We start from the raw sequence: 19,833 nt of genomic DNA on the forward strand, positions 1-19,833 counted from the left end.
CACATTAAAGGTAGTGAGTTCTGTCAAGCAACTGAGTATGCTGACGGATATGCGCAGGACGAGCTTCGAGGACATGAACTGCTCGCTGGCCCAGTGCCTCGAGGTGGTGGGGGAATGGTGGACGCTGCTGATCGTGCGCGACGCCCTGTTCGGCGTGACGCGCTTCGACGACTTCCACGCCCGGCTCGGCATCGCCCGCAATGTCCTCACCCAGCGTCTCGAGCATCTGATGGAGCACGGCGTGCTGACCAGAGAGCCCTATCAGGACAATCCGGTTCGCTACGATTACCGGCTCACCACGAAAGGCCGCTCGTTGTGGCTGGTCGTCACCGCGATGCGGCAGTGGGGTGACGAATGGGCCGCGCCGGACGGCCCGCCGCTGCAGACGACGCACGCCGCGTGCGGCAACCTCGCGACCGTCGAGCCGGTGTGCTCGGAGTGCGGTGAGCACGTCGCGTTACGCGACCTGCGTCCCGTTCTCGGCCCCGGCGCCAAGGACTCTTCCCTCATTCCCGGGTGAGGCGTGCGCTACCCCTCCCGCGTTCGCCGTCGCGCGGCGATAGGCTGCGGCGGTGGCGGACGGGCGAGTGCGGCAGTTGATCGACACGGTGGCATGGGTGCGCATCGAGGACGGACGGATCCTGTGTGCCAGACCGCGTGGCAAGGACGTCTTCTACATCCCGGGCGGCAAGCGCGAAGGCGCCGAGACCGATCTGCAGACGCTGCTGCGCGAGATCGAGGAAGAACTCACCGTCGCGCTGCTGCCGGAGACCGCCGCGCACGTCGGCACCTATGAGGCGCCGCACGGTCCGGTGAACGGGGCGGTGGTGCGGATGAGTTGCTACACCGCGGATTACCGCGGAACGCTCGCCGCGAGCAGCGAGATCGAAGAGGTCGCGTGGTTCTCCTACGCCGACCGCCCCCTCGTCCCTCCGGTCGACCAGATGCTGTTCGACGATCTGGTGCACGCGGGCCTGCTACGGTGAATCGCGGGCCGAACAGCGCTACCGTCGGCGGTATGTCGTGGTTTCGGGCACTCCTGCGTTACGCCGCCTACGCGCTCTGGGCGCTCCCGCTGGCGGTGCGGCGAATTCCGACCCGGCTGCGGGTGCCGCGGCGACTGCTCGGTGAATCCGTTCTGCCGCACAAATTCTCCGTCACCCGGTCGGTCTCGCACTCGGTGCTCAGTGGCGCGGTCGGCCTGACGGCCTGGTTTCTGGCCTTCCTGGCGATCGTGGCCGCGTTCCGCGGGATCTTGTTTCCGGTTGTCGCGAGCGACGATCTCGAAGGATCCTGGGGCGGTCCCACTTCGGCGGGTGCGTGGGCGGTGCACGCGGCGCTCGGCGTCGGGCTGCTGCCGGTCTGGCTGCTGGTCCTCGCCGGGCTGGGCGCGTTCCAATTGCGGCTCACCCGCGGCCTGCTCGGCCGGAACGGGCCGTGGTGGCCTGCTCCGGCCGCGGTAGTGCTGGCCGTGGGTGGCGCGCTGCTTTTCGTGGCCTGGCTGCGGCAGGTGTGAGGGTGCGCAGGTCCCGAGCGCCGCGCAGCCGCCGCGCCCTCAGGTGGTGGCGTGTGCGCGTTGTGCCCGCTGGATGAGGTGTTCGACGAGGGTGAGCAGGACGTCCTTGCACGACCCTCGGTCGCGCGCGTCGCAGAGCATGACGGGGGTGGCCGAGTCGAGGTCGAGGGCGTCGCGTACTTCGTCGTTGGTGTAGCGCGGTGCGCCGTCGAAGCAGTTGACGCCCACCATGAACGGCAGACCGCGGCGCTCGAAGAAGTCCACGGACGCGAAAGAGTTGCCGAGCCTGCGGGTATCGGCCAGGACGACGGCGCCGAGCGCGCCGCGCGCCAGTTCGTCCCACAGGAACCAGAATCGGTCCTGGCCCGGTGTACCGAACAGGTAGAGCACCAGGTCGCGGTCGATGGTGAGCCTGCCGAAGTCCAGCGCGACCGTGGTCGTGGACTTCTGCTCGACGCCCGACAGATCGTCGATTCCGGTGCTCACCTCGGTGATCAGTTCCTCGGTGCGCAGTGGCGCGACTTCGCTGATCGCCGAGACCATGGTGGTCTTGCCGACGCCGAACCCGCCGGCGACGAGGATCTTGACCGACGCGGCCAATTGCGGTGTGCCGCTCGGGTCAAAGTTTTCGGATTCCATCCAGTACCGCTCGCAATATGTTGAGGTCATCGGGTCCGGCCTCCGTCGGAACGGGAGCGCGGAAGATCAGTTGCCCGTCGCCGATCAGATCACCGACGAGGATCTTCGTCACCGCCAGCGGCAAACGCAACTGTGCGGAGACTTCTGCGACGGTCTGCGAAACCCGGCACAGGCGAAGGATATCGGCGTACTCGGGTTCGCTGCGTCGCAGCGTGGCCGCGGAGGAGTCCGCGATCACGGTGGTGAGCATATCCAGTTCGGGCCCCGCGCCGCTGGTGCGCCCGCGCGTGACCGCATAGGGACGCACCAGGGGGCCGGCCGCCTCGTCGAACCAGGGCTCACGCGGATGGGTCATGGCGGGTCTTACTCGACATGTCCGACGAGGTCTTGGCGTGCGGTCGTGGACAGATAGCTGCCCACGCGCTGGACCGTCAGATTCATCTCGTAGGCCACCATGCCGAGATTGGCCGACTCGGCGGCTTGCAGTGCCAGGCAGGCGTTGTCGCCCGCGGAGGTCACGAACAGCACCGCGCGGTCGAGTTCGATGACCGCCTGGCGGACGCCGCCGCCGTCGAACCGGTTGCCCGCGCTGCGCGCCAGCCCGTAGAGCGCCGAGGACATCGCGCCGAAGTGTTCGGCGTCCTCGCGGTTCATACCGCTGGAGCGGCCGAGTAGTAGCCCGTCGGTGGACAGCACCACCGCGTGGCGCACGCCGGCCAGCCGGTCGACGAGATCGTCGAGCAGCCAATTGAGATCACCTGCGGGAGAAGCGGACACCCCTAGCCTTCCTGTTCGTCGGGGATGGTGGCGCGGCGGCCCTGCCTGGTTCCGTTCTCGATGGCGGACATCAGATCACGGGCCTGCTCGGGGGAGCGGGGAGCCTGTGCGGAGGCGGCTTGCTGCTCCTGGGCCGACTGCGCCAATTGCGGTGCGAGATTGGTCTGTCGGTGGCGCCGCGGCAACGGCGGGCGACCGTCGGAGCCCGGTTGCGTCGGAGCCTCGGTGTACGGGCGGGGGGCGTAGCGCGGGGGCGCGGCGGATTCGACCGGCAGGGTCGCGACCGACGACGACGGGGTCTGCGCGGAATTCGCCGTCTCCGTCGCGATCGCGGGCGTGGTGACGAGCTTGCGGCGACTGCCGGGATCGGTGAGCTCCGCCGGTGTCTGCGGCACGCCCGAATCGGCCGCGATGAGGGCGGACGGAACGAGCACGATGGCCTTGATGCCGCCGTAATCGGAGTCCGACAGCCGCACCGCGATACCGTGGCGCGCCGCCAGCTGCGCGACCACGAACAATCCCAACCGGGAGTCGGCCGACAGGGTCGCCACGCCGAAATCCGGTGGATTGCGCAGTGTCTCGTTCATCTTGGCCAGGTCGGCTTCGGACATGCCCATGCCCTGGTCGCCGATTTCGACCACGACGCCTTTGCCCACCACGTTGCCGGTCACCTCGACACGCGACTGCGGCGGCGAGAAAGAGGTGGCGTTGTCCACCAGTTCGGCCAGCAGGTGGATGAGGTCGGCGACCACCGCGCCGAGCACGTGGACTTCGGGCAGCCGGGTCACCCGCACCCGCGCGTAGTCGAGGGTCTCACCGACGGCGCTGCGCACCACGTCGACCAGCGGGACCGGGTTGCGCCACTGCCTGCCCGGCTTGCCGCCGCCGAGGATGGTGAGGTTCTCGGCGTTGCGCCGCTCCCGGGTCGCGAGGTGGTCGAGACGGAACAGGGTGTCGAGCAGGACCGGGTCTTCCTGTCGCTGCTCGGCTTCGTCGAGTATCTCCAGCTGCCGGTGCACCACGATCTGGCTGCGGTGCGCGATGTTCAGGAACACCGCCTTCACGCCCTCGCGGGTGCGAGCCTCGGCCACCGCCGCGGAGACGGCGGCGGAATGGGCGTGCTGGAACGCCTTGGCCACTTGGCCGATCTCGTCGCTGCCGTAGTCCAGGTTCGGGGACTCCGCGGCGGGATCGACGGCTTCGCCGTCACGCAACCTGCGCATCATGTCGGGCAGCCGCTCGTCGGCCAGCGCGAGCGTTTCTCCCCGCAACCGCTTCAGCCTGCGAATGACGCGGTTGGCCAAGGCGACCGCGACGACGAGCACCAGAACGCCGATCACGAGCAAGCCGCCACCCGTCACGGCGGATCTGGTCGCCGCCGCGGCGGCCTTGTCTTCGGCGGCCTCCTGGACATCCCTGTTGTACACCGACCAGGCGTCCAGCAACCCGCGGCTGACCTCGGCTGCCGCGCGGTGCCATTCGTCGGCGCTCAGCGGAAGCGGAGGCAGGCTCGATTGCCGTGTGCCGGTGCTCGCGCTCGCCGCGGGGGGCGATGTGGTGGCCGAAGCCGCTGCGACGCTGACGCGCTGGACGATGGCATTCTCCATCGCGGTCAGCTGTTGCCACGCCGTGCCGGTGGACAGCGCCTGCAGGCGGGCCTTGATCGGGCCGTCCAACTCGGTGATGAGCGTGGCGATCTCGGCGTGGTAGAAGCCGGTCTGGCGGGTGTACTCATCGAGCGGGATGGGCGGGGGCGTGGCGCCGTGGACGTAGACCGCGCCGAGGGCGTTGCTGCGTGACATCGCCTCGCTCACGTAGAACAAGCGGATGCCCGCCACGGTGCCCACGGCGATATCGCTCTCCGGGGCGGTCCGCGCGGTGGATTGCGCGCCCGCGGAGATCGGATCGAGCAACCGGTTGTAGAACATGTACGCGTCCGGAATCGGCAGGGCGCCCGCGTCGGCGGCGGAGCGCACCGTCGTCAGGCTCTGCGTCAGCATGACGAGGTCGGCGTCCTTCTCGGTGATCTTCGTGTCGTCGACGTCGCGCAGGTTCGCGGAGGTCGCGAGCAGGTTTCGCACCGACGCGTCCACGCGCATGCGCGCGGGGCCGAGCGCGGAGGTGAGAGTGTCGTCGCCGGACAGCTGGGCGAGGGTGAGGTAGCGTTCCTGCTCGATCGCGTCCATGACCTCGCTGGTCACCGCGATGGCCTCCTGGCTCGCCGCGGCCCAGTCCTTCGCCTTGGTTCCTTCGGCTACCAGGTAGCCGGCGGCGCCCATGCCTGCCAACAGCAGAGTCAGACTCGGAATGAGCGCGATAGCCAGAATCCGGGTGCGGACCCCGAGCCTCGCTCTGAACATCGGCATAACGTAAACCACGACCCGGCGGTACGGACAGCCGGTCCCGGTGAGTGGGACTGGATTTGACTCGACCGGGAAGACTGTGACCTACCGGGGGATCCTCGCCCGGCCACGCCCGAACCAAGAGGTATTCGGCGCCGAGGCGGCCGCGGACGAGTGCCGCGCATTCCGTCCGCAGTGGGTTCAGGACAGGCGATATCGGGCGTAGATTGTGTGTATCTCAAAGTTACTCACAAGTAGGAGGCAACGATGCCCGCGCCGGAAGCCGATGTATTCGACCGCCTCAGCGCGCTGGCCGCGATCGAGGCGCCCGCGGAACGTCCGCGCAGGACGATCGCCGAGACGTTCACCGGAAACTCCCTGGGCAGCGTGCCGGTCGGCACGCCGGCCGACGTCACCGCCGCCTTCGACAAAGCCAGGGCCGCGCAGCAGCGCTGGGCGGCCCGTCCGGTCGCCGAACGCGCCGCCGTGCTGGACCGTTACCGCGCTCTGGTGGTGGAGCACCGCGAATTCCTGATGGACGTGGTGCAGGCCGAGACCGGCAAAGCCCGCTGGGCGGCCCAAGAGGAAATCATGGGCCTGATGTTCGCGGCCCGCTATTTCGCCAAGATCGCCCCGAGCGTGCTGGACACCCACCGGGTAGCGGGCGCCTTCCCCGTGCTCAACCGCGCCTCGGTCCGGTATCAGCCCAAAGGCGTGGTCGGTGTCATCGCCCCGTGGAACTACCCGCTGCTGCTGTCGATCGGCGATTCCATTCCGGCGCTCATCGCGGGCAACGCCGTGGTGGTCAAGCCCGACAGCCAGACCCCGTTCTCCACGCTGGCCGGCGCCGAGCTGCTCTACCGAGCAGGCTTGCCGCGCGAGCTGCTCGCGGTCGTCCCCGGGCCGGGCGGCGTGGTCGGCACCGCGATCGTCGAGGACTGCGACTACCTGATGTTCACCGGTTCCTCGGCGACCGGCCGCACCCTGGCCGAGCAGTGCGGCCGCAGGCTGATCGGCTTCTCCGCCGAACTCGGCGGCAAGAACCCGATGATCGTCGCCGCGGGCGCCGATCTGGACAAGGCCGCCAAGGCGGCCGTGCGCGCCTGTTTCTCCAATGCCGGGCAGCTGTGCATCTCCATCGAGCGGCTCTATGTCGAGCGGCAGGTCGCCGCGGCGTTCACCGAGAAATTCGTCGCCGCCGTACACGCCGCGAAACTCGGCGCCGCCTACGACTATTCGGCCGACATCGGCAGCCTCATCTCCGAAGCGCAACTGGAAACGGTGTCCAAGCACGTCGCGGATGCCACCTCGAAGGGAGCGAAGGTGCTCACCGGTGGCAAGGCCCGCCCGGACCTGGGTCCGCTGTTCTTCGAGCCGACCGTGCTCGGCGAGGTGACCGACGAGATGGAATGCGGTCGCAACGAGACCTTCGGCCCACTGGTGTCGATCTATCCGGTCGACAGCGTCGAGGAGGCGGTGCGCCTGGCCAACGACACCGACTACGGCCTCAACGCTTCGGTGTGGGCGGCGAGCAAGTCCGAAGGCGAGCGGATCGCGGCGCGGCTGCACGCGGGCACGGTCTGTGTGGACGAGGGCTACGCACCGGCGTGGGGCACCACCGGCGCCCCGATGGGCGGAATGGGCATCTCCGGTGTGGGGCGCCGCCACGGACCCGACGGCCTGCTCAAGTTCACCGAACCGCAGTCGATCGTTGTCACCCGCTTCATGAATCTCGATGCGCCGAAGCTGTTCCCGAAGGACAAGTGGCAGCCGTTCCTGATGACCGTCGCACGCAGCCTGCGTTTCCTGCCCGGGCGCTGACATACGACGTCCGCCCGGGTGGTCGTGCCCACCCGGGCGGACGACCCGCCGGTTCGTGCAGGGGTCACGCCAACCGGTCGGCTCCGGTGCGCGGCGGCCCTCCGGCCGCCAGCGCCGCTGCTTCCTCGTCGGTGAGCAGTCGTGATCTGATGACGAAACGTGTGTCCTCGAGAGCGTCGGAAGCACGGCCGCCGGGTGCTTCGGCCACATCCACGGTGAGGTGGGTGTGCTTCCAGTGCTCGTACTGCTCGCCGCTGATCCACACTTCGGTGTGCCAGGGCAGATTTCCCAGCAGGACGTCGGCGCGGTCGATCCTGGACTCCCGGATGGGCAGGCACCGTGGCGAGTCGCTGTCGCGGTGTCCGGCGGACTGGTGCAGCAGCACGGCTCCGTGCTGATCGATCACGCTGCGCAAGACCGCCCTGGCGCGGTCGGTGATGTCCACCCGGTGCGTTCGATGCGTCCCCATGCCGTTCGACCGGCGTGGCGGACGTGGCCGGGCTGCGTCGGGTAGTCGGCGATGCCGCAGTCCCGCCCCCGGTCTGGTGTAGCTCATGATTCCTCGCAGATATCTCGGACAGATCCACTATGGTCCGCGGAGGTTGGTGCGAGGTTGGTGTGAAAGCGTCAGTCGCGCAACGCCGTATGCAGCCGGGCCGCGACCACCGCGCGGCGCACGTCGTCGGGCGGGAGCAATCGCAGCGCGTGCTCGTGTACCGCGACATCACGGGGCGCGCGTTCGCCGAAGGCCACCGCGTGCTCGGCTCGGTCGCCGGCGAGCACGGCGGTCCGCACGCCGACATCGAGGTAGTCGCGCCACTGCAGCACGCCGGGCGCCTCCGATCCGGGCAGCAGCGGCCCCCGGTACAGCCACACCGCCGAGGTGGTGTCACCAGCGGTGATGGCGGCGAACAGGTCGACGGCGTCGCAGGACACCGGACCGGTCAGCGCGTAGCGGCGATTGCTGATCGCACCGCCGATCGCGCGGCGCAGATGCGAGACATCGGCTTTGAGCGTGCTGCTGGACACCGAACGGTCGCCGTATAGGGCGGCGTGCAATTGCTCCGGGGTGAAGCCGTCCGGCTGCAGCGCCAGCAGGGCGAGGATCTCCAGCTGCCGAGGCGGCAGCGGCAGCGGCACCCCGTCGCGTAGCAGCCGTGCGGCACCGAGGCACTCCAGCCGGATCCCCGGCTCGGGCACGGGCTCGGCGGTGCGCAGCATCGTCTCCACGGCCGTCACCAGCGCGCGCACCGAGGTGAGCACCGCGGGATGCGAGCGGTCCCAGGAACTCGACAGATCCAGCGCGCCGACCTGCCTGCCGTCGGGTCCGTGGATCGGCGCGGAATAGCAGACCCAGCCGTGCAGCGCGGCGATCAGGTGCTCGGCGGAGAACACCGAGGCGGGGCGGTCGGTGTGCAGCGCGAGTGCCAAGCCGGTGGTGCCCATATGGCTTTCGTCCCAGCATCCGCCCGGCGCGAGGTTGACCTGCTCGGCTTGCCTGCGCAGCGTGCGGTCACCGCAGGACCACAACACGGTGCCCGCGCTGTCGGTGACCACCGCCAGATAGCCGGAATCCTCGGTGATGGCTCGCAGTTCACCCGCCAGTGCCGTCACCGGCTCGCGCAGTGGGGACGCGGCCCAGCGATCGCCGATGTCGTCCACCCCCGGCGCGATCGTGCACCCGGGATCGACGGTGTGCAGCGAGCGCCGCCAGGATTGTGCTACGTCGTTGCGCAGGACGGTGTTCCGGGGGCGGGGTACCGCCCGTGGAGCCGTCGCCCAACGCTCCCATTCTCTTTCCAGTTCGACCCGCTGCTGTGTGAGGGCGCGGAACTGTGCCACGTGGAAGACCCGTCGTCGTGTGAGCTCGAATTCTCCCTCTCATTCTGGCGTACGCCGACCGGCGTGGCGAGCGCCCGGAGCCCTACCGGCCGGTCGCCCGGGCTTTCGAGCGCAGTCGGCCACGACGCCCTAGGCTGCTGGCATGGCGACCGGGTTCGAGCGGGCACGCCTCGCCGATGTGCACGAGGTGGCCTCGGGCATGCCCCATGTGACACGCGCCGACGGACCGCGCGGTAACCCCGTCTATCAGGTCGGGGGCAAGTCGTTCGTGTTCTTCCGCACTCCCCGTCCGGATGCCGTGGACGCGGTGACCGGCGAGCGCTACGCCGATGTGATCGTGATCTGGGTGCCGTCGGAGTCCGATAAACAGGCGCTGGTGCAGGACCCGGACTCGCCGTTCTTCACCACGCCGCATTTCGACGGCCATCCCTCGGTGCTGGTGCGCGCCGCCCGCCTCGGCGAACTGAGCCGTCGAGAACTCACCGAGGTCATCCAGGACGCCTGGCTGTCGCGGGCCTCGCGCAAGCGCGCGGCGGACTGGCTGGCCGCCCATCCGCCGCGCTGAGCGGTCACTTCCGGATGAAGATCCCGGCCACGTCGGCGTTCTTGATGGGGGTGTCGGTGTTGGCCTGTGCGCCGCACAGCAGGTCGACCGACACCATCGTCGCGTCCACCGCGGTCCCCGCGGGCTCACGGTCGTCCTGGCTCTGCTGCTTGACGAACTTGGTGATCGTCGTGCGCTTGGTGTCCTGATCCTGCTTGACGTACTCGCTGCACGGGGTGTCGCCGCCGCGGTTGAGGGCGCGTTCGATGTCGGTGCAGCCGGTGAGGGCCATGGCGACCATCACGAACCCGAGGCCGGTCCGACCGGTCCGTGACAGCGTGGCGTTCATGGGCTCCTCCTGAAGGGTCGGCGGCGACACCCGCCGCGATCGGACTCCAGACTAGAGCGCTGTCCACCGAAGACGGGCGCTAGGCACGGAAGACGCACAGCGGCACCTCGACTTCCGCCGGAGTGAGCGAACCGTGCTGCCCGACCAGCGACGACTGCAATGGTTCGACGCCGCTGCGGATGACACCACGCCGCCCTCGCGCGAGCACGACCAGATCGCCGATGCGCTGGGCGATCGCGGGGTCGACGGTGGGGCCGAACCACCCTCGGGCCACGGTCTCCTCCTTGCCGAGCACCTCGAAGTCCGGGCCGAGCGTGGCCCGCCAAGCCGCAGCGACGTCGGATTCGGCGCCCGGCACGGTGTAGACGTGCCGGGCCCGTGCTTCCCCGCCGAGCGCCCGGACCCCTTCTCGCAGGACGGGGGTGGTGTCGAAATCGATGCTGTCGTCCATCTGCACCATGCCGTGGTCGGCGGTGACCAGCAGCGCCGCGCCCGGAGGCAGCTCGGCGGCGAGCGCGGCGGCGAGCCGGTCGGCGTTGGCCAGTTCCAATTCCCAGGCCCGCGACGAAGGGCCGCGCACGTGTCCGGTCAGGTCGAGATCGCCGTGGTAGGTGTAGACCAGGGAGCGTGGCCCGGCCCGTAACGCCTCGCTCACACCGGCGACGAGATCGCCGAACGACAGCTGGGGGAGGAACCGGCAACCGCGCAGCACCGCCTCGGTCAGTCCCGATCCGGCCTGATCGCGCGGCGACACCTGTGCGACGGCGATACCGTCGGCGACGGCGCGCTGGAAAACGGTTGTGCGGGGCTGGAACTGCGCCGGGATCAATTCCTTGCGCAGATCGGACTTCGGCACGCCGTGCAGCCGCCAGGACAGCGGGGTGAACAGCCGGTCGTAGCCGGGGACGTGGAACAGATAGCCGACGATCCCGTGCTCGCCCGGCGGAACGCCCACCCCGAGCGAGGCGAGGCTGGTGGCCGTCGTCGTGGGGAAACCGGCCGTGAGCCGGACCGGCGCGAGGCCGGACAGGAATGGCGCCGCCGTGGGATTCGCGACGAGATCCTGGTAACCGAGCCCGTCCACCAGCAGAACGCAGACCTGGTCTGCATTCAGGCCCAGCCCTAGCCGGTCTTCCTCGCCCGGCACGCCCAGACCGGCGAGGACGGAGGGGAACACATCGGCCAGGGAACCGGTACCGTAACGCGGCGCGACGAACACGAAGGTCAGAATGTCAATGTCGGCGGCTGCCTGGCAAGGGTATTCACGCCTGTCCGGTCTCGAAACGGCTCACCTTGCCGTCGCGCAGGACGAATCGCCAGGTGGTCCGCATCGAGCCCCATCGCGAATTGGTGTAGTCGGCAACCAGTTCGTTGCCGTTGTCGCCGACGGACTCGATCCGCATGCGGGCGTTGCTGTCGAAGATCTCCGCTCCGGTCCACTGCGCGAGGTCGCGCTCCACACCGTCGTCGGACATGGTGGCATCGTCGGTGAGCACCGCGTAGAACCGGTCCTGATCGTTGGCGTTGAGCGCGTCGACGAACTCCTGCACCGTCGGATCCAGCTGCGCGGTCATCCGTGTCGTCCTCTCGGATCGGTGGGAAGCATCGGACAGCAAATGCCTGGCGTCTACTCTAGGTCAGCGGCGTCGTGCTCGGCTCGATCAGAGCTGCGAAGGTTCGCATGACATCGTCCACCAGCACCGCGGCGTTGGTGCCGAACTGTTCCGCGCGTTTCTCCAGTTGGCCGTCCAGCCATAGCGAGGCCAGCCCGTGGCCGAGCCCCCAGAACATGACCGCCAACGTGTCGGCCTTGTCGGCGGGCAGCGCTCCCGCGCGGACACACTCCGCGATCGCGTCGGTCAGGACGCCGAACGCCGCGTCGCCCGCCCCCATGGTGTCGGGATGCTTGTCGGGCTGCGAGAGTTCGGGCCGGAACATCAAGCGGAAGTACGCCGGGTGCTCGCGGGAGAACCGCACGTAGGCGTTCGCCAGCGCGGTCAAAGCGGCCATCGGCGTTTCCGCCTCGGCGCGGGCCGCCGCCAGTCGCGTTCCGAGCAACTGGAAGCCCTGGGTGGACAGCGTCGCGAGCAGGGCGGCCCGGTCGGGGAAGTGGTGGTACGGCGCCGCCGTACTCACCCCCGCCTCGCGCGCCACGCGGCGCAGGCTGACCGCCGCGAGTCCTTCCGTCTCGATCAATCGCAGGCAGGCGGCCAGCAGCGCGTCGCGCAAGGCGCCGTGGTGGTAACTGGTCCGCGTCACCATCCGAGCGTATGCGACGCGTCCTGGACAACCTAACTATGCGGTGCTTAGATTATCTGAGCGGCGCTCAGATGGCGGCCGCGGTAGGCACCCGAGGAGAGGGATGAGCACATGAGCAAACGGATAACAGTCACCGGCGCAACAGGATTCGTCGCAGGCCACGTCATCGCCGAGTTGCTGGAACACGATTACGCCGTGCGCGCGACGATCCGCGACCTCGCCGGCGCCGGCAAACGAGCACACCTGGTAGAGCTGGCCCGCCGCACCGGCGGTGAACTGGAGTTCGCGCAAGCCGATCTGAACGGCGACGCGGGCTGGGTGGCCGCTGTGGCGGGCAGCGTCGGCGTCTTGCACGTCGCCTCTCCGTTCCCCGCCACGCCACCCGACGACGAGCGCGAACTCGTCGACACCGCGGTCGAAGGAACTCTGCGGGTGCTGCGCGCCTGCGCCGCCGCGGGCACCGTCCGCCGCGTGGTGCTCACCTCCTCGATCGCTGCGGTCGCCTACGGTCACACCGACGACGCCCTGCGCACCGAGGCCGATTGGACGGTGGTCGAGCGCAGCCCGGCCTATCAGAAGAGCAAGACGCTCGCCGAGCGGGCGGCCTGGGATTTCGTCGCGCAACTCCCGGCCGCCGAGCGATTCGAGCTGGTCGTCGTCAATCCGGGCATGGTGCTCGGACCGTTGCTGTCGGCGGCGACGAGCACCTCGCACGAGCCCGTGCGGCGGTTGCTGGCCGGAGACGTACCCGGCACGCCGCGGGTCGGCTGGGCGCCGGTGGACGTGCGTGATCTCGCCGCGGCGCACCGGCTCGCGCTGGAGACCCCGGCGGCCGCGGGCAACCGCTACATCTGCGCGGGCGAGCACCTGTGGATGGAGGATATGGCGCGCATCCTCGCCGAGGAATACGGGCCGCGTGGATTCCGGGTGCCGACCAGACGGCTGCCGAACTGGGTAGTGCGTGGTGTCGCGCTGTTCGACAAGGGCGTCCGGCTGACACTGCCGAGCCTGGGGCGCACCGAGGCGCTCAGCGCCGACAAAGCCGGGCGCGAACTCGGCTGGACCATGCGTCCGGTGCGGGAATCCGTGGTGGACACCGCGGAAAGCCTGCTACAGCGGGGGATCGTCGCGGCGCCGCGGCGCAGGTCCGCCGTTCAGGCCGCCGCGCCGCGCGCCGCGCGCGTCTGAGGGGGCGGCCATGGTGATCGCGACATTGATCATCACCACGGTCGCGATGACGCGCCGCTGGTTCGCCCGCCGGTCCCCGCGTGGGGACTCGGCCGGGCGCGGCATCCCCGGCTCGGTCCGGCGGGCGTGGCGCCGCCCGTTGCCGGTGGCCGCCACCCTCCTCGCCCTGCTCGGCGTCGCGGTGGTGGCGGGCACGCTGGCCCAGTGCTGAACCGGCCCCCGGCGTCCGGGCTTCCGGCGTGATTCGCTAGACACAACACGTGACTGCGCAGCGCCCCTTCCGGTTCGGTGTCAACATGGTGGTCCCCGAGGGCCGGTCGAATTGGATCGAAAAGTGCCGCCGGGCAGAAGAACTCGGCTTCGACGTGGTCGGCGTCGCCGATCATCTCGGCCTGCCGGCGCCGTTCCCCGCGATGATCCTGGCCGCCGAGGCGACCGAACGGGTGCGGGTGAACACCTTCGTGCTCAACACCGCGTTCTACAATCCGGTGCTGCTGGCTCGCGACGTGGCAGGCGCCGATCAGTTCACCGACGGGCGCGTCGAACTCGGGCTCGGCGCCGGCTACGTGCAGGCGGAATTCGAGGCCGCGGGCATCCCGTTCGAAAGCGGGAGCAAGCGCGTCGAGCACCTGGAGCAGACGGTGATCACGTTGCGCCGCCTGTTCTCCGACCCGGAGTATCAGCCGCAGCCCGCCCAACCGTCGGGTCCGCCCGTGCTCATCGGCGGATGGGGTGATCGGTTGCTCGCCGTCGCCGCGCGGCACGCCGACATCATCGCCTTCACCGGGGCCGCGGCCGCGCGCAACGGCGGACCGCTGCAGATGGCCGGGCTCGCCGAGATCGAGGAGCGCGTCGCCTACGTGCGGGAACTGCTCGGTGCGCGGCTGGACAAGGTCGAGTTCAACATCCTGGTGCAGCGGGTGGTCCCGCCGCAGGAACGCGCGAGCGTCCTGGAGGTCTTCGGTCCGGCGCTGCCGCCGGACGTCGCCGACTCCCCGGAGGAGCACCCGATCCTGCTCATGGGCACCCCCGAAGAGATGGCCGACCACCTGCGCGATCGGCGCGACCGCTACGGCATCAGCTACATCACCGTCCTCGAGGACAGCATGGAGAAGTTCGCCGCCGTCATCCCGTTGCTGCGCTGATCCGACGCCCGCGGTTCACGGCAGCCGGTCGACGATGACGCGCGGGTCGATCTGCCGCAGTCTTCTCGGCCTGCTGGTCAGGCAGGGCCACGTGCGTGCGACCGCCTCGCGGGTGACATGACCGGCGGCGACCATGGCGTCGGCGGCAGAGCGGGCACCGCCCGGCTCGCCGGCCGGGTTCACGGTTCGGTCGAACGCCGGGACCACGGTGTGCGGCAGGCCGACCAGCACGGCGAGGATGTCGAGCCGGTCGGCCGGGATGTGCGTGCGCGCCGCCGCGAGCACGGTGCTCGGAACGACGATGGTGTTCCCCGCGTCGACCGTCGCCCAGACGATCGCCTGGGCATAGTCGGCGCGGTTGGTGAACGCGACGACCGCCGCGGCGTCGAAGACCACGCCGCCGAAGGCTCGCAACCTCACGCCGCGCCGGCCTGAGGTGCGTCCACCTCCCGGCCGGATAACGGCGGTGGCCCTGGTGCGGCGGCCGCTCTCGGCGCGAAAAGCCTGCCGCCGTGCACGTCTCGCGGAACCGGGCCACCCGGTTGCGGCCGCGCGACGATGTCGTCGGGCAGCGTGACGGTGGCCTTTCGCGGTCTGTGCTCCCGAAGCGGCGGCATGCCCCGACTCTAGCCGTGCGTTGCGCCTCCGGGGAGGACGCTCGAGCGGGCTTGCGCCCCGGCGGGTGTGGCGTCGCACGAGCCGTCGCCGTATTGGTGATGCGATCAGGAGATCCGCTGCGGCCGAGCGGATCTCGGCGTTTACATCAGTGGATTCACGAATGCGCACGCTGCGCCCGTCGGCCCCCCGATGCGGGAAATTCGCGCCCGGGCGCAGGGTGCCGCCGGTGGGTCGTAAAAGTCATTGCGCAACGCCACCTTTCGGAGGGCGGACGCGGCCGCACCACCGGCAATTATTGTGATTTAGATCACATTTACCGGGGCATTTTGTCAGTGCGGAGTGGCATGGTGTGCGGTATGCCTTTCGCCGAATCCACCGCAACGCTCGACGCCATCCGGGTCCTCGGAGCCAGTGAGCACAATCTGCGCGACGTGTCGCTCGAGATCCCCAAGAACAAGATCACCGTCTTCACCGGCGTCTCCGGCTCGGGCAAATCCTCGATCGTCTTCGACACCATCGCCGTTGAATCGCAGCGCCAGCTCTACGCCACGTTCCCCGCGTTCATCCTCAATTTCCTGCCCCGCTACGAACGCCCGCACGCCGAGGCCATCGAGAATCTCACCGCGCCGGTGATCATCGATCAGCAGCCGGTGGGCGGTGGCCCGCGATCCACGGTCGGCACCATGACCGACATCTTCTCGATGGTGCGGGCCATGTTCGCCCGATTCGGTTCGCCCTCGGCCGGATTCGTCTACAACTACTCCTTCAATGTGCCGCAGGGCATGTGCCCGGACTGCGACGGTCTCGGGGTCACCGTGCGCGCCGACCCCGATCGGCTGCTCGACCGGACGAAGTCGCTGAACGAAGGCGCGATACTGCTGCCGGGGTACGGCGTGGGCAGCGGAGATTGGCAACTCTATGGCAAGTCCGGCCGCTTCGACCCGGACAAGAAGCTGACCGACTACACCGGCGAAGAACTCCACGACCTGCTCTACGGCACCGGCGGCAAGGTCGAGCTGACCTTCAGCAAAGGCACCTGGAAGGCGAATTACGAGGGTCTGGCCACGAAATTCACCCGGACCCGGTTGCAGCGCGACACCTCCACGCTGAGCGAGAAGACCCGCGAGCAGATGCGGCAATTCCTCACCGAGGGCGTCTGTCCGACCTGCGCGGGCGCCCGGCTGAACCAGGCGGCCCTGGCCACGAAGATCAACGGGCGCACCATCGCGGACTGGGCGCGCTTGCAGGTCACCGATCTGATCGAGGTGCTCGACGAGATCACCGATCCGGCCGCCGTCGGCCTGGCCCGCGCCGTCCGCACCGGGCTGCGGCGGGTGGCCGACATCGGGCTGGGCTATCTGAGTCTGGACCGGCCGACCTCGACCCTCTCCGGCGGCGAAGGGCAGCGGCTGAAGATGATCAAGCATCTGTCCAGCACGCTGATCGGACTGACCTACATCTTCGACGAACCCAGCGTCGGGCTGCATCCACGGGACGTGGGCCGGTTGAACGACCTGCTGAGAGCGCTGCGGGACAAGGGGAACACGGTGATCGTGGTGGAACACGATCCGGATGTCATCCAGATCGCCGACCATGTCGTCGATGTCGGGCCGCGCGCGGGCGTGCACGGCGGGCAAGTGGTGTTCCAGGGCAGTTTCGCCGACCTGCGGACCGCCGACACCCCGACCGGCGCCGGTCTGCGCAGGCCCTTCCGGGTGAAGGACTCCTTCCGCACGGGCAGCGGTGAGCTGCTCATCGAGCGTGCGGCGGTGCACAATCTCAAGAACGTGACGGTCGGGATCCCGACCGGCGTCTTGACCTGCGTCACCGGCGTCGCGGGCTCGGGCAAGAGCAGCCTCATCCGGGACGTGTTCGTCAAGGAGTACCCCGAGGCGATCTTCGTGGACCAGTCGCCCATCGCGGCGTCGTCCCGGTCCACGCCCGCGACCTACCTCGGGTTGATGGACCCCATTCGCAAGCTGTTCGCCAAGGCGACGGGGGAGTCCGCGGGCCTGTTCAGCTTCAATTCGGCGGGCGCGTGCGAGCAGTGCGAGGGCCGCGGCGTGATCATCACCGAGATCGCCTACATGGACCCCGTGACCACCCACTGCGATGCCTGCGACGGACGGCGCTTCTCCGATGACGTGCTCGCCCTCACGCTGCGCGGCAAATCCATCGCCGACGTGCTGGAGATGTCGGCCGAGGAGGCGCTCGGATTCTTCGCCGAGAAGGCGCTGCACACCAAGCTGCGCACCATGAACGAGGTGGGCCTGGACTATCTCAGCCTGGGGCAGGCGATGAGCACGCTCTCCGGCGGAGAGCGGCAGCGGATCAAATTGGCGACCCAGTTGCAGAACACCGGCAGCGTCTACGTGCTCGACGAACCCACCACCGGGCTGCACATGTCCGATGTGGACACGCTGCTCGCGCTGATGGACGGTCTGGTCGAGCGCGGCAATACCGTCGTGGTGATCGAGCACAATCTCGACGTGGTCGCCCACGCGGACTGGGTGGTCGATCTCGGCCCGGATGGCGGCAAGAACGGCGGCGAGATCGTCTTCACCGGGACGCCCGCCGAGTTGCTCGCGCATCCGTCCTCGCTCACCGGCGAATACCTGCGCCGCTACAAGGCGGGTAGCTAGCCTGCGGGCTTCGGCACCGTGAACTGCTGAGTCCCGGTCACCCGCAACAGTTCCAGCGCCGAGGCCTCCCGGCTGCCGGCCGCCGCCGAGTAGACCACGACCGCCTGGTCGGTGTCCGGGACCATCAAGGTGTCGCAGTCCAGCCGCAGCGCGCCGAGATCCGGGTGTTCGATCGTCTTGGTCGCGCTGCGCCACTGCCCGGATCGCCGTGCGGTCCACAGTTGCTCGAAGCGTGGACTGCGGGAACGCAGTTCGGAGACCAAGCGCAGGAGGCCGGGATCGTCGGGATAGCGGGCGCGGGCGCTGCGCAGGCTGGCGACGGAGAACGACGCCGCGTTCTCGGCCTCTGCGGGCGTCATCGCGACCCGTCCCGGCTCGGTGCCGAGAAAGCGCTGCCAGATGATGTTGCGCTGGGCGGGCGGCCATGCGGAGAAATCACCGAGCAGCGCGGTCGCCATCGGATTCCAGGCCAGCACGTCGGCTTTGGCCGACAGCACCAGTGCGGGCAGATCCGCCATCCGGTCCAGCAGGCGCAAGACGCTCGGCCGCACCACCATGTCGATGCGGCCCTCCTGCGGAGGCGCCGCGCCCGCGAACTGGAACAGCAGTGTGCGGTCCTCGTCGTTGAGCCGCAGTGCGCGGGCGAGCGCGGCCAGCACGGCGGTGGACGGACGGGGACCGCGCCCTTGTTCCAAGCGCACCACATAGTCCACGCTGACGCCGGCGAGCTGGGCGACCTCCTCGCGGCGCAACCCCCGCACCTGCCTACGGGCGCCCGCGGGCAATCCGACATCGCCCGGACACACTTGGTCGCGCGCCTGCCTGAGCAACGCGGCCAGTTCGGTTCGATCCACATGTCGATCATGCCGCAGTCGGTGGTCGCCGGGGTAGGACCGCTGCTCCCGGGAGGTGGCAGCCCTGGTGGACCGGTGCCGCGGTTGCCTGCCGTAGTGGGGCGCTACCGGATTTCCGCGCTCGGTGCCCAGGGAGAACAGCGAGGGAGGTCGGCTGCGCGCGCATCGTCGGCCGTTCGGCACGGCTGCGGGCGCCGCCGGAGGGGTTGACGCCCCGCTAGGCGGTGACAGCGCCGAACTCCGTCGCGAGCCAGGCGGGGAACTCGGTGAGGTCGGTGAGGACCACATCCGCGCCCGCCGCCCGCAGTTCGTCGGCCGAGCACGGTCCGGTGCTGACGCCGACCGCGAAGACATCCGCGGCGCGCGCGCCGTTCATGTCGCCGACGTGGTCGCCGACGAAGAGATCCGCGCCCTGCTCGCGCAATGTCGCCGCCTTACCCGCCGACCAGAGATCGCCCGCGAGATGGTCGATGCGCCAACCCAGTTCGGCGATGTGCAGCTGTGCCAGCGGGGCATGCTTGCCGGTGACCACGAGTACCCGGCCGTTGCGGGCCTCGACGGCGGCCAGCGCGGACTGCGCGCCGGGCATCGGGGGGATGGTCGACACGAGCGTCGGATACAGCGCCCGGTAGCGGGTCACCAGCGCTGGGACGAGTTCCTCCGGCGCGCCCGCCTCGACGAGCAGGGTGGCCAGCGGTGGGCCGAGCCGATCGGCGAACGTCGTCCCGCACAGCGGCAGGCCGAACTCCGCGCCGAGCAGGTCGATGGCCCGCGCGACGCCGGGCCGCGAGTCGATCAGCGTCATGTCGAGGTCGAAGCCCACGGTCCAGGTCACTTGATCGACCCTAATCGCCCCCGTGGCGGTGTGCCGGTCGGGCTGTTGTGATTCACAACTCCGCCGCGCGCGGGTCTGTGGGCGGTGCGGCTGTCCGAACGGTGTGGTGGTGCTGCCGTGCTTCACGTGGAACCACCGTTGCACACGATGTCACGTAACCGGATGTGCGACCGCGTATTTCGGCATCCGACGCGAACCTGCGTCAGGTGCGGGCCGGTGGTGAGCTCGGCGTAGCCGCTGCTCGGGCTGATCTCCATGCGATCTATCCCGCTCAGGGGCCGATCCGCTCGGTTGTATAGCGGAACAGGACATCGGTGTCGCGGCAGACGATGCACACCGGCAGCTTGTGCGGGCCGGTGGTGGGGCCGACCAACGCCGCCTCCGGATCGGCGCCCAGCGTGGTCGCGACGGTGAGCCAGAGCAGGCTTTGCACCGTGGACCCGAACAGTGCGGGATCGATCT

The 19,833-nt window shown here is 69.3% G+C and carries 24 protein-coding genes; 9 read left to right on the forward strand and 15 right to left on the reverse strand.

What is annotated here, in order from left to right:
• The first annotated feature begins 49 nt into the window (after window positions 1-49).
• From ON29_RS14415 to ON29_RS14425, 3 genes are read left to right on the forward strand one after another with little or no spacing between them, the layout of a single operon-like run.
• Complete coding sequence (locus ON29_RS14415; RefSeq protein ID WP_040866766.1) at window positions 50-520, forward strand: winged helix-turn-helix transcriptional regulator; 471 nt, start codon at window positions 50-52, stop codon at window positions 518-520.
• Window positions 521-572: 52 nt separating this feature from the next.
• Window positions 573-986, forward strand: coding sequence for an NUDIX hydrolase (locus ON29_RS14420; protein ID WP_051175194.1), 414 nt, complete (start codon window positions 573-575; stop codon window positions 984-986).
• A 32-nt stretch (window positions 987-1,018) separates the two neighbouring features.
• Window positions 1,019-1,516, forward strand: coding sequence for a hypothetical protein (locus tag ON29_RS14425; protein WP_040866892.1), 498 nt, complete (start codon window positions 1,019-1,021; stop codon window positions 1,514-1,516).
• 39 nt (window positions 1,517-1,555) lie between these two features.
• Here ON29_RS14425 and ON29_RS14430 read toward each other — a convergent pair whose 3' ends face one another.
• From ON29_RS14430 to ON29_RS14445, 4 genes are read right to left on the reverse strand one after another with little or no spacing between them, the layout of a single operon-like run.
• Entirely contained in the window at window positions 1,556-2,155 is a 600-nt protein-coding gene (locus ON29_RS14430) for a GTP-binding protein (RefSeq protein ID WP_040866767.1), read from the reverse strand.
• Window positions 2,136-2,510 (reverse strand): DUF742 domain-containing protein, encoded by a 375-nt coding sequence (locus tag ON29_RS14435; protein WP_040866768.1) that lies wholly within the window; start codon window positions 2,508-2,510, stop codon window positions 2,136-2,138. The genes ON29_RS14430 and ON29_RS14435 overlap by 20 nt, the downstream gene beginning before the upstream one ends.
• Before the next feature lie 8 nt (window positions 2,511-2,518).
• Window positions 2,519-2,932 carry a roadblock/LC7 domain-containing protein gene (locus ON29_RS14440; protein ID WP_040866769.1) on the reverse strand — a complete coding sequence of 138 codons (414 nt, stop codon included), beginning with the start codon at window positions 2,930-2,932 and terminating at the stop codon, window positions 2,519-2,521.
• A 2-nt stretch (window positions 2,933-2,934) separates the two neighbouring features.
• Complete coding sequence (locus tag ON29_RS14445; protein WP_040866893.1) at window positions 2,935-5,292, reverse strand: sensor histidine kinase; 2,358 nt, start codon at window positions 5,290-5,292, stop codon at window positions 2,935-2,937.
• Between the two features lie 249 nt (window positions 5,293-5,541).
• Between ON29_RS14445 and ON29_RS14450 the strand changes: the two genes are divergently transcribed.
• Complete coding sequence (locus tag ON29_RS14450) at window positions 5,542-7,095, forward strand: succinic semialdehyde dehydrogenase (protein WP_040866770.1); 1,554 nt, start codon at window positions 5,542-5,544, stop codon at window positions 7,093-7,095.
• A 64-nt stretch (window positions 7,096-7,159) separates the two neighbouring features.
• Here the strand turns inward: ON29_RS14450 and ON29_RS14455 are convergent, their stop codons facing one another.
• Together ON29_RS14455 and ON29_RS14460 are read right to left on the reverse strand one after the other, a co-directional pair.
• A complete protein-coding gene (locus tag ON29_RS14455) occupies window positions 7,160-7,651 on the reverse strand; it encodes a DUF779 domain-containing protein (protein ID WP_245548956.1) in 492 nt (163 codons plus the stop codon).
• Window positions 7,652-7,722: 71 nt separating this feature from the next.
• Window positions 7,723-8,937 (reverse strand): AfsR/SARP family transcriptional regulator, encoded by a 1,215-nt coding sequence (locus ON29_RS14460; RefSeq protein WP_040866772.1) that lies wholly within the window; start codon window positions 8,935-8,937, stop codon window positions 7,723-7,725.
• A 142-nt stretch (window positions 8,938-9,079) separates the two neighbouring features.
• Here ON29_RS14460 and ON29_RS14465 point away from each other — a divergent pair, with 142 nt between their 5' ends.
• Window positions 9,080-9,502, forward strand: coding sequence for an MmcQ/YjbR family DNA-binding protein (locus ON29_RS14465; RefSeq protein ID WP_040866773.1), 423 nt, complete (start codon window positions 9,080-9,082; stop codon window positions 9,500-9,502).
• A 4-nt stretch (window positions 9,503-9,506) separates the two neighbouring features.
• Here ON29_RS14465 and ON29_RS14470 read toward each other — a convergent pair whose 3' ends face one another.
• The 4 genes from ON29_RS14470 to ON29_RS14485 all read right to left on the reverse strand — a co-directional run bounded on the left by ON29_RS14470 (window position 9,507) and on the right by ON29_RS14485 (window position 12,092).
• Window positions 9,507-9,830 carry a hypothetical protein gene (locus ON29_RS14470; protein ID WP_040866774.1) on the reverse strand — a complete coding sequence of 108 codons (324 nt, stop codon included), beginning with the start codon at window positions 9,828-9,830 and terminating at the stop codon, window positions 9,507-9,509.
• Window positions 9,831-9,909: 79 nt separating this feature from the next.
• The gene (locus tag ON29_RS14475; RefSeq protein ID WP_051175196.1) at window positions 9,910-11,049 is read right to left on the reverse strand and encodes an alkaline phosphatase family protein; all 1,140 of its coding nucleotides are present in this window, start codon (window positions 11,047-11,049) and stop codon (window positions 9,910-9,912) included.
• A gap of 43 nt (window positions 11,050-11,092) precedes the next feature.
• Entirely contained in the window at window positions 11,093-11,404 is a 312-nt protein-coding gene (locus ON29_RS14480) for a nuclear transport factor 2 family protein (protein ID WP_040866775.1), read from the reverse strand.
• A 58-nt stretch (window positions 11,405-11,462) separates the two neighbouring features.
• Complete coding sequence (locus ON29_RS14485; RefSeq protein WP_040866776.1) at window positions 11,463-12,092, reverse strand: TetR/AcrR family transcriptional regulator; 630 nt, start codon at window positions 12,090-12,092, stop codon at window positions 11,463-11,465.
• 108 nt (window positions 12,093-12,200) lie between these two features.
• On the opposite strand from ON29_RS14485, the gene ON29_RS14490 reads away from it, so the two are divergent.
• The 3 genes from ON29_RS14490 to ON29_RS14500 are packed head-to-tail and all read left to right on the forward strand — an operon-like array spanning window position 12,201 to window position 14,422.
• Window positions 12,201-13,277 (forward strand): NAD-dependent epimerase/dehydratase family protein, encoded by a 1,077-nt coding sequence (locus ON29_RS14490; protein ID WP_040866777.1) that lies wholly within the window; start codon window positions 12,201-12,203, stop codon window positions 13,275-13,277.
• A 10-nt stretch (window positions 13,278-13,287) separates the two neighbouring features.
• Complete coding sequence (locus ON29_RS14495) at window positions 13,288-13,488, forward strand: hypothetical protein (RefSeq protein ID WP_040866778.1); 201 nt, start codon at window positions 13,288-13,290, stop codon at window positions 13,486-13,488.
• 49 nt (window positions 13,489-13,537) lie between these two features.
• Entirely contained in the window at window positions 13,538-14,422 is an 885-nt protein-coding gene (locus ON29_RS14500) for an LLM class F420-dependent oxidoreductase (protein WP_040866779.1), read from the forward strand.
• Between the two features lie 15 nt (window positions 14,423-14,437).
• Here ON29_RS14500 and ON29_RS33840 read toward each other — a convergent pair whose 3' ends face one another.
• Together ON29_RS33840 and ON29_RS35810 are read right to left on the reverse strand one after the other, a co-directional pair.
• Window positions 14,438-14,842: a hypothetical protein gene (locus ON29_RS33840; protein ID WP_157172777.1), complete on the reverse strand. Its 405-nt coding sequence runs from the start codon at window positions 14,840-14,842 to the stop codon at window positions 14,438-14,440.
• Window positions 14,839-15,039: a hypothetical protein gene (locus tag ON29_RS35810; RefSeq protein ID WP_157172778.1), complete on the reverse strand. Its 201-nt coding sequence runs from the start codon at window positions 15,037-15,039 to the stop codon at window positions 14,839-14,841. Before ON29_RS35810 ends, ON29_RS33840 begins: the two co-directional genes overlap by 4 nt.
• A 357-nt stretch (window positions 15,040-15,396) precedes the next feature.
• On the opposite strand from ON29_RS35810, the gene ON29_RS14510 reads away from it, so the two are divergent.
• Window positions 15,397-17,682, forward strand: coding sequence for an ATP-binding cassette domain-containing protein (locus tag ON29_RS14510; protein ID WP_040866895.1), 2,286 nt, complete (start codon window positions 15,397-15,399; stop codon window positions 17,680-17,682).
• Here the strand turns inward: ON29_RS14510 and ON29_RS14515 are convergent.
• The 3 genes from ON29_RS14515 to ON29_RS35815 all read right to left on the reverse strand — a co-directional run bounded on the left by ON29_RS14515 (window position 17,679) and on the right by ON29_RS35815 (window position 19,804).
• Window positions 17,679-18,536: a helix-turn-helix transcriptional regulator gene (locus ON29_RS14515; RefSeq protein WP_040866781.1), complete on the reverse strand. Its 858-nt coding sequence runs from the start codon at window positions 18,534-18,536 to the stop codon at window positions 17,679-17,681. The two genes, ON29_RS14510 and ON29_RS14515, sit on opposite strands and share 4 nt — an antisense overlap.
• A gap of 217 nt (window positions 18,537-18,753) precedes the next feature.
• Window positions 18,754-19,371: an HAD family hydrolase gene (locus tag ON29_RS14520; RefSeq protein WP_040866782.1), complete on the reverse strand. Its 618-nt coding sequence runs from the start codon at window positions 19,369-19,371 to the stop codon at window positions 18,754-18,756.
• 271 nt (window positions 19,372-19,642) lie between these two features.
• A complete protein-coding gene (locus ON29_RS35815) occupies window positions 19,643-19,804 on the reverse strand; it encodes a hypothetical protein (RefSeq protein WP_157172779.1) in 162 nt (53 codons plus the stop codon).
• Window positions 19,805-19,833: the final 29 nt, after the last annotated feature.

It is taken from the genome of Nocardia exalbida NBRC 100660 (assembly GCF_000308575.1).
Classification (GTDB): domain Bacteria; phylum Actinomycetota; class Actinomycetes; order Mycobacteriales; family Mycobacteriaceae; genus Nocardia; species Nocardia exalbida.

Excerpts from the sequence above, each read along its gene's own strand:
- ON29_RS14415 (WP_040866766.1), top strand. The coding sequence starts at position 50 with ATGCGCAGGACGAGCTTCGAGGACATGAACTGCTCGCTGGCCCAGTGC.
- ON29_RS14425 (WP_040866892.1), top strand. The coding sequence starts at position 1,019 with ATGTCGTGGTTTCGGGCACTCCTGCGTTACGCCGCCTACGCGCTCTGG.
- ON29_RS14430 (WP_040866767.1), bottom strand. The coding sequence starts at position 2,155 with ATGGAATCCGAAAACTTTGACCCGAGCGGCACACCGCAATTGGCCGCG.
- ON29_RS14435 (WP_040866768.1), bottom strand. The coding sequence starts at position 2,510 with ATGACCCATCCGCGTGAGCCCTGGTTCGACGAGGCGGCCGGCCCCCTG.
- ON29_RS14445 (WP_040866893.1), bottom strand. The coding sequence starts at position 5,292 with ATGTTCAGAGCGAGGCTCGGGGTCCGCACCCGGATTCTGGCTATCGCG.
- ON29_RS14450 (WP_040866770.1), top strand. The coding sequence starts at position 5,542 with ATGCCCGCGCCGGAAGCCGATGTATTCGACCGCCTCAGCGCGCTGGCC.
- ON29_RS14455 (WP_245548956.1), bottom strand. The coding sequence starts at position 7,651 with ATGAGCTACACCAGACCGGGGGCGGGACTGCGGCATCGCCGACTACCC.
- ON29_RS14465 (WP_040866773.1), top strand. The coding sequence starts at position 9,080 with ATGGCGACCGGGTTCGAGCGGGCACGCCTCGCCGATGTGCACGAGGTG.
- ON29_RS14470 (WP_040866774.1), bottom strand. The coding sequence starts at position 9,830 with ATGAACGCCACGCTGTCACGGACCGGTCGGACCGGCCTCGGGTTCGTG.
- ON29_RS14480 (WP_040866775.1), bottom strand. The coding sequence starts at position 11,404 with ATGACCGCGCAGCTGGATCCGACGGTGCAGGAGTTCGTCGACGCGCTC.
- ON29_RS14485 (WP_040866776.1), bottom strand. The coding sequence starts at position 12,092 with ATGGTGACGCGGACCAGTTACCACCACGGCGCCTTGCGCGACGCGCTG.
- ON29_RS14490 (WP_040866777.1), top strand. The coding sequence starts at position 12,201 with ATGAGCAAACGGATAACAGTCACCGGCGCAACAGGATTCGTCGCAGGC.
- ON29_RS14495 (WP_040866778.1), top strand. The coding sequence starts at position 13,288 with ATGGTGATCGCGACATTGATCATCACCACGGTCGCGATGACGCGCCGC.
- ON29_RS35810 (WP_157172778.1), bottom strand. The coding sequence starts at position 15,039 with ATGCCGCCGCTTCGGGAGCACAGACCGCGAAAGGCCACCGTCACGCTG.
- ON29_RS14510 (WP_040866895.1), top strand. The coding sequence starts at position 15,397 with ATGCCTTTCGCCGAATCCACCGCAACGCTCGACGCCATCCGGGTCCTC.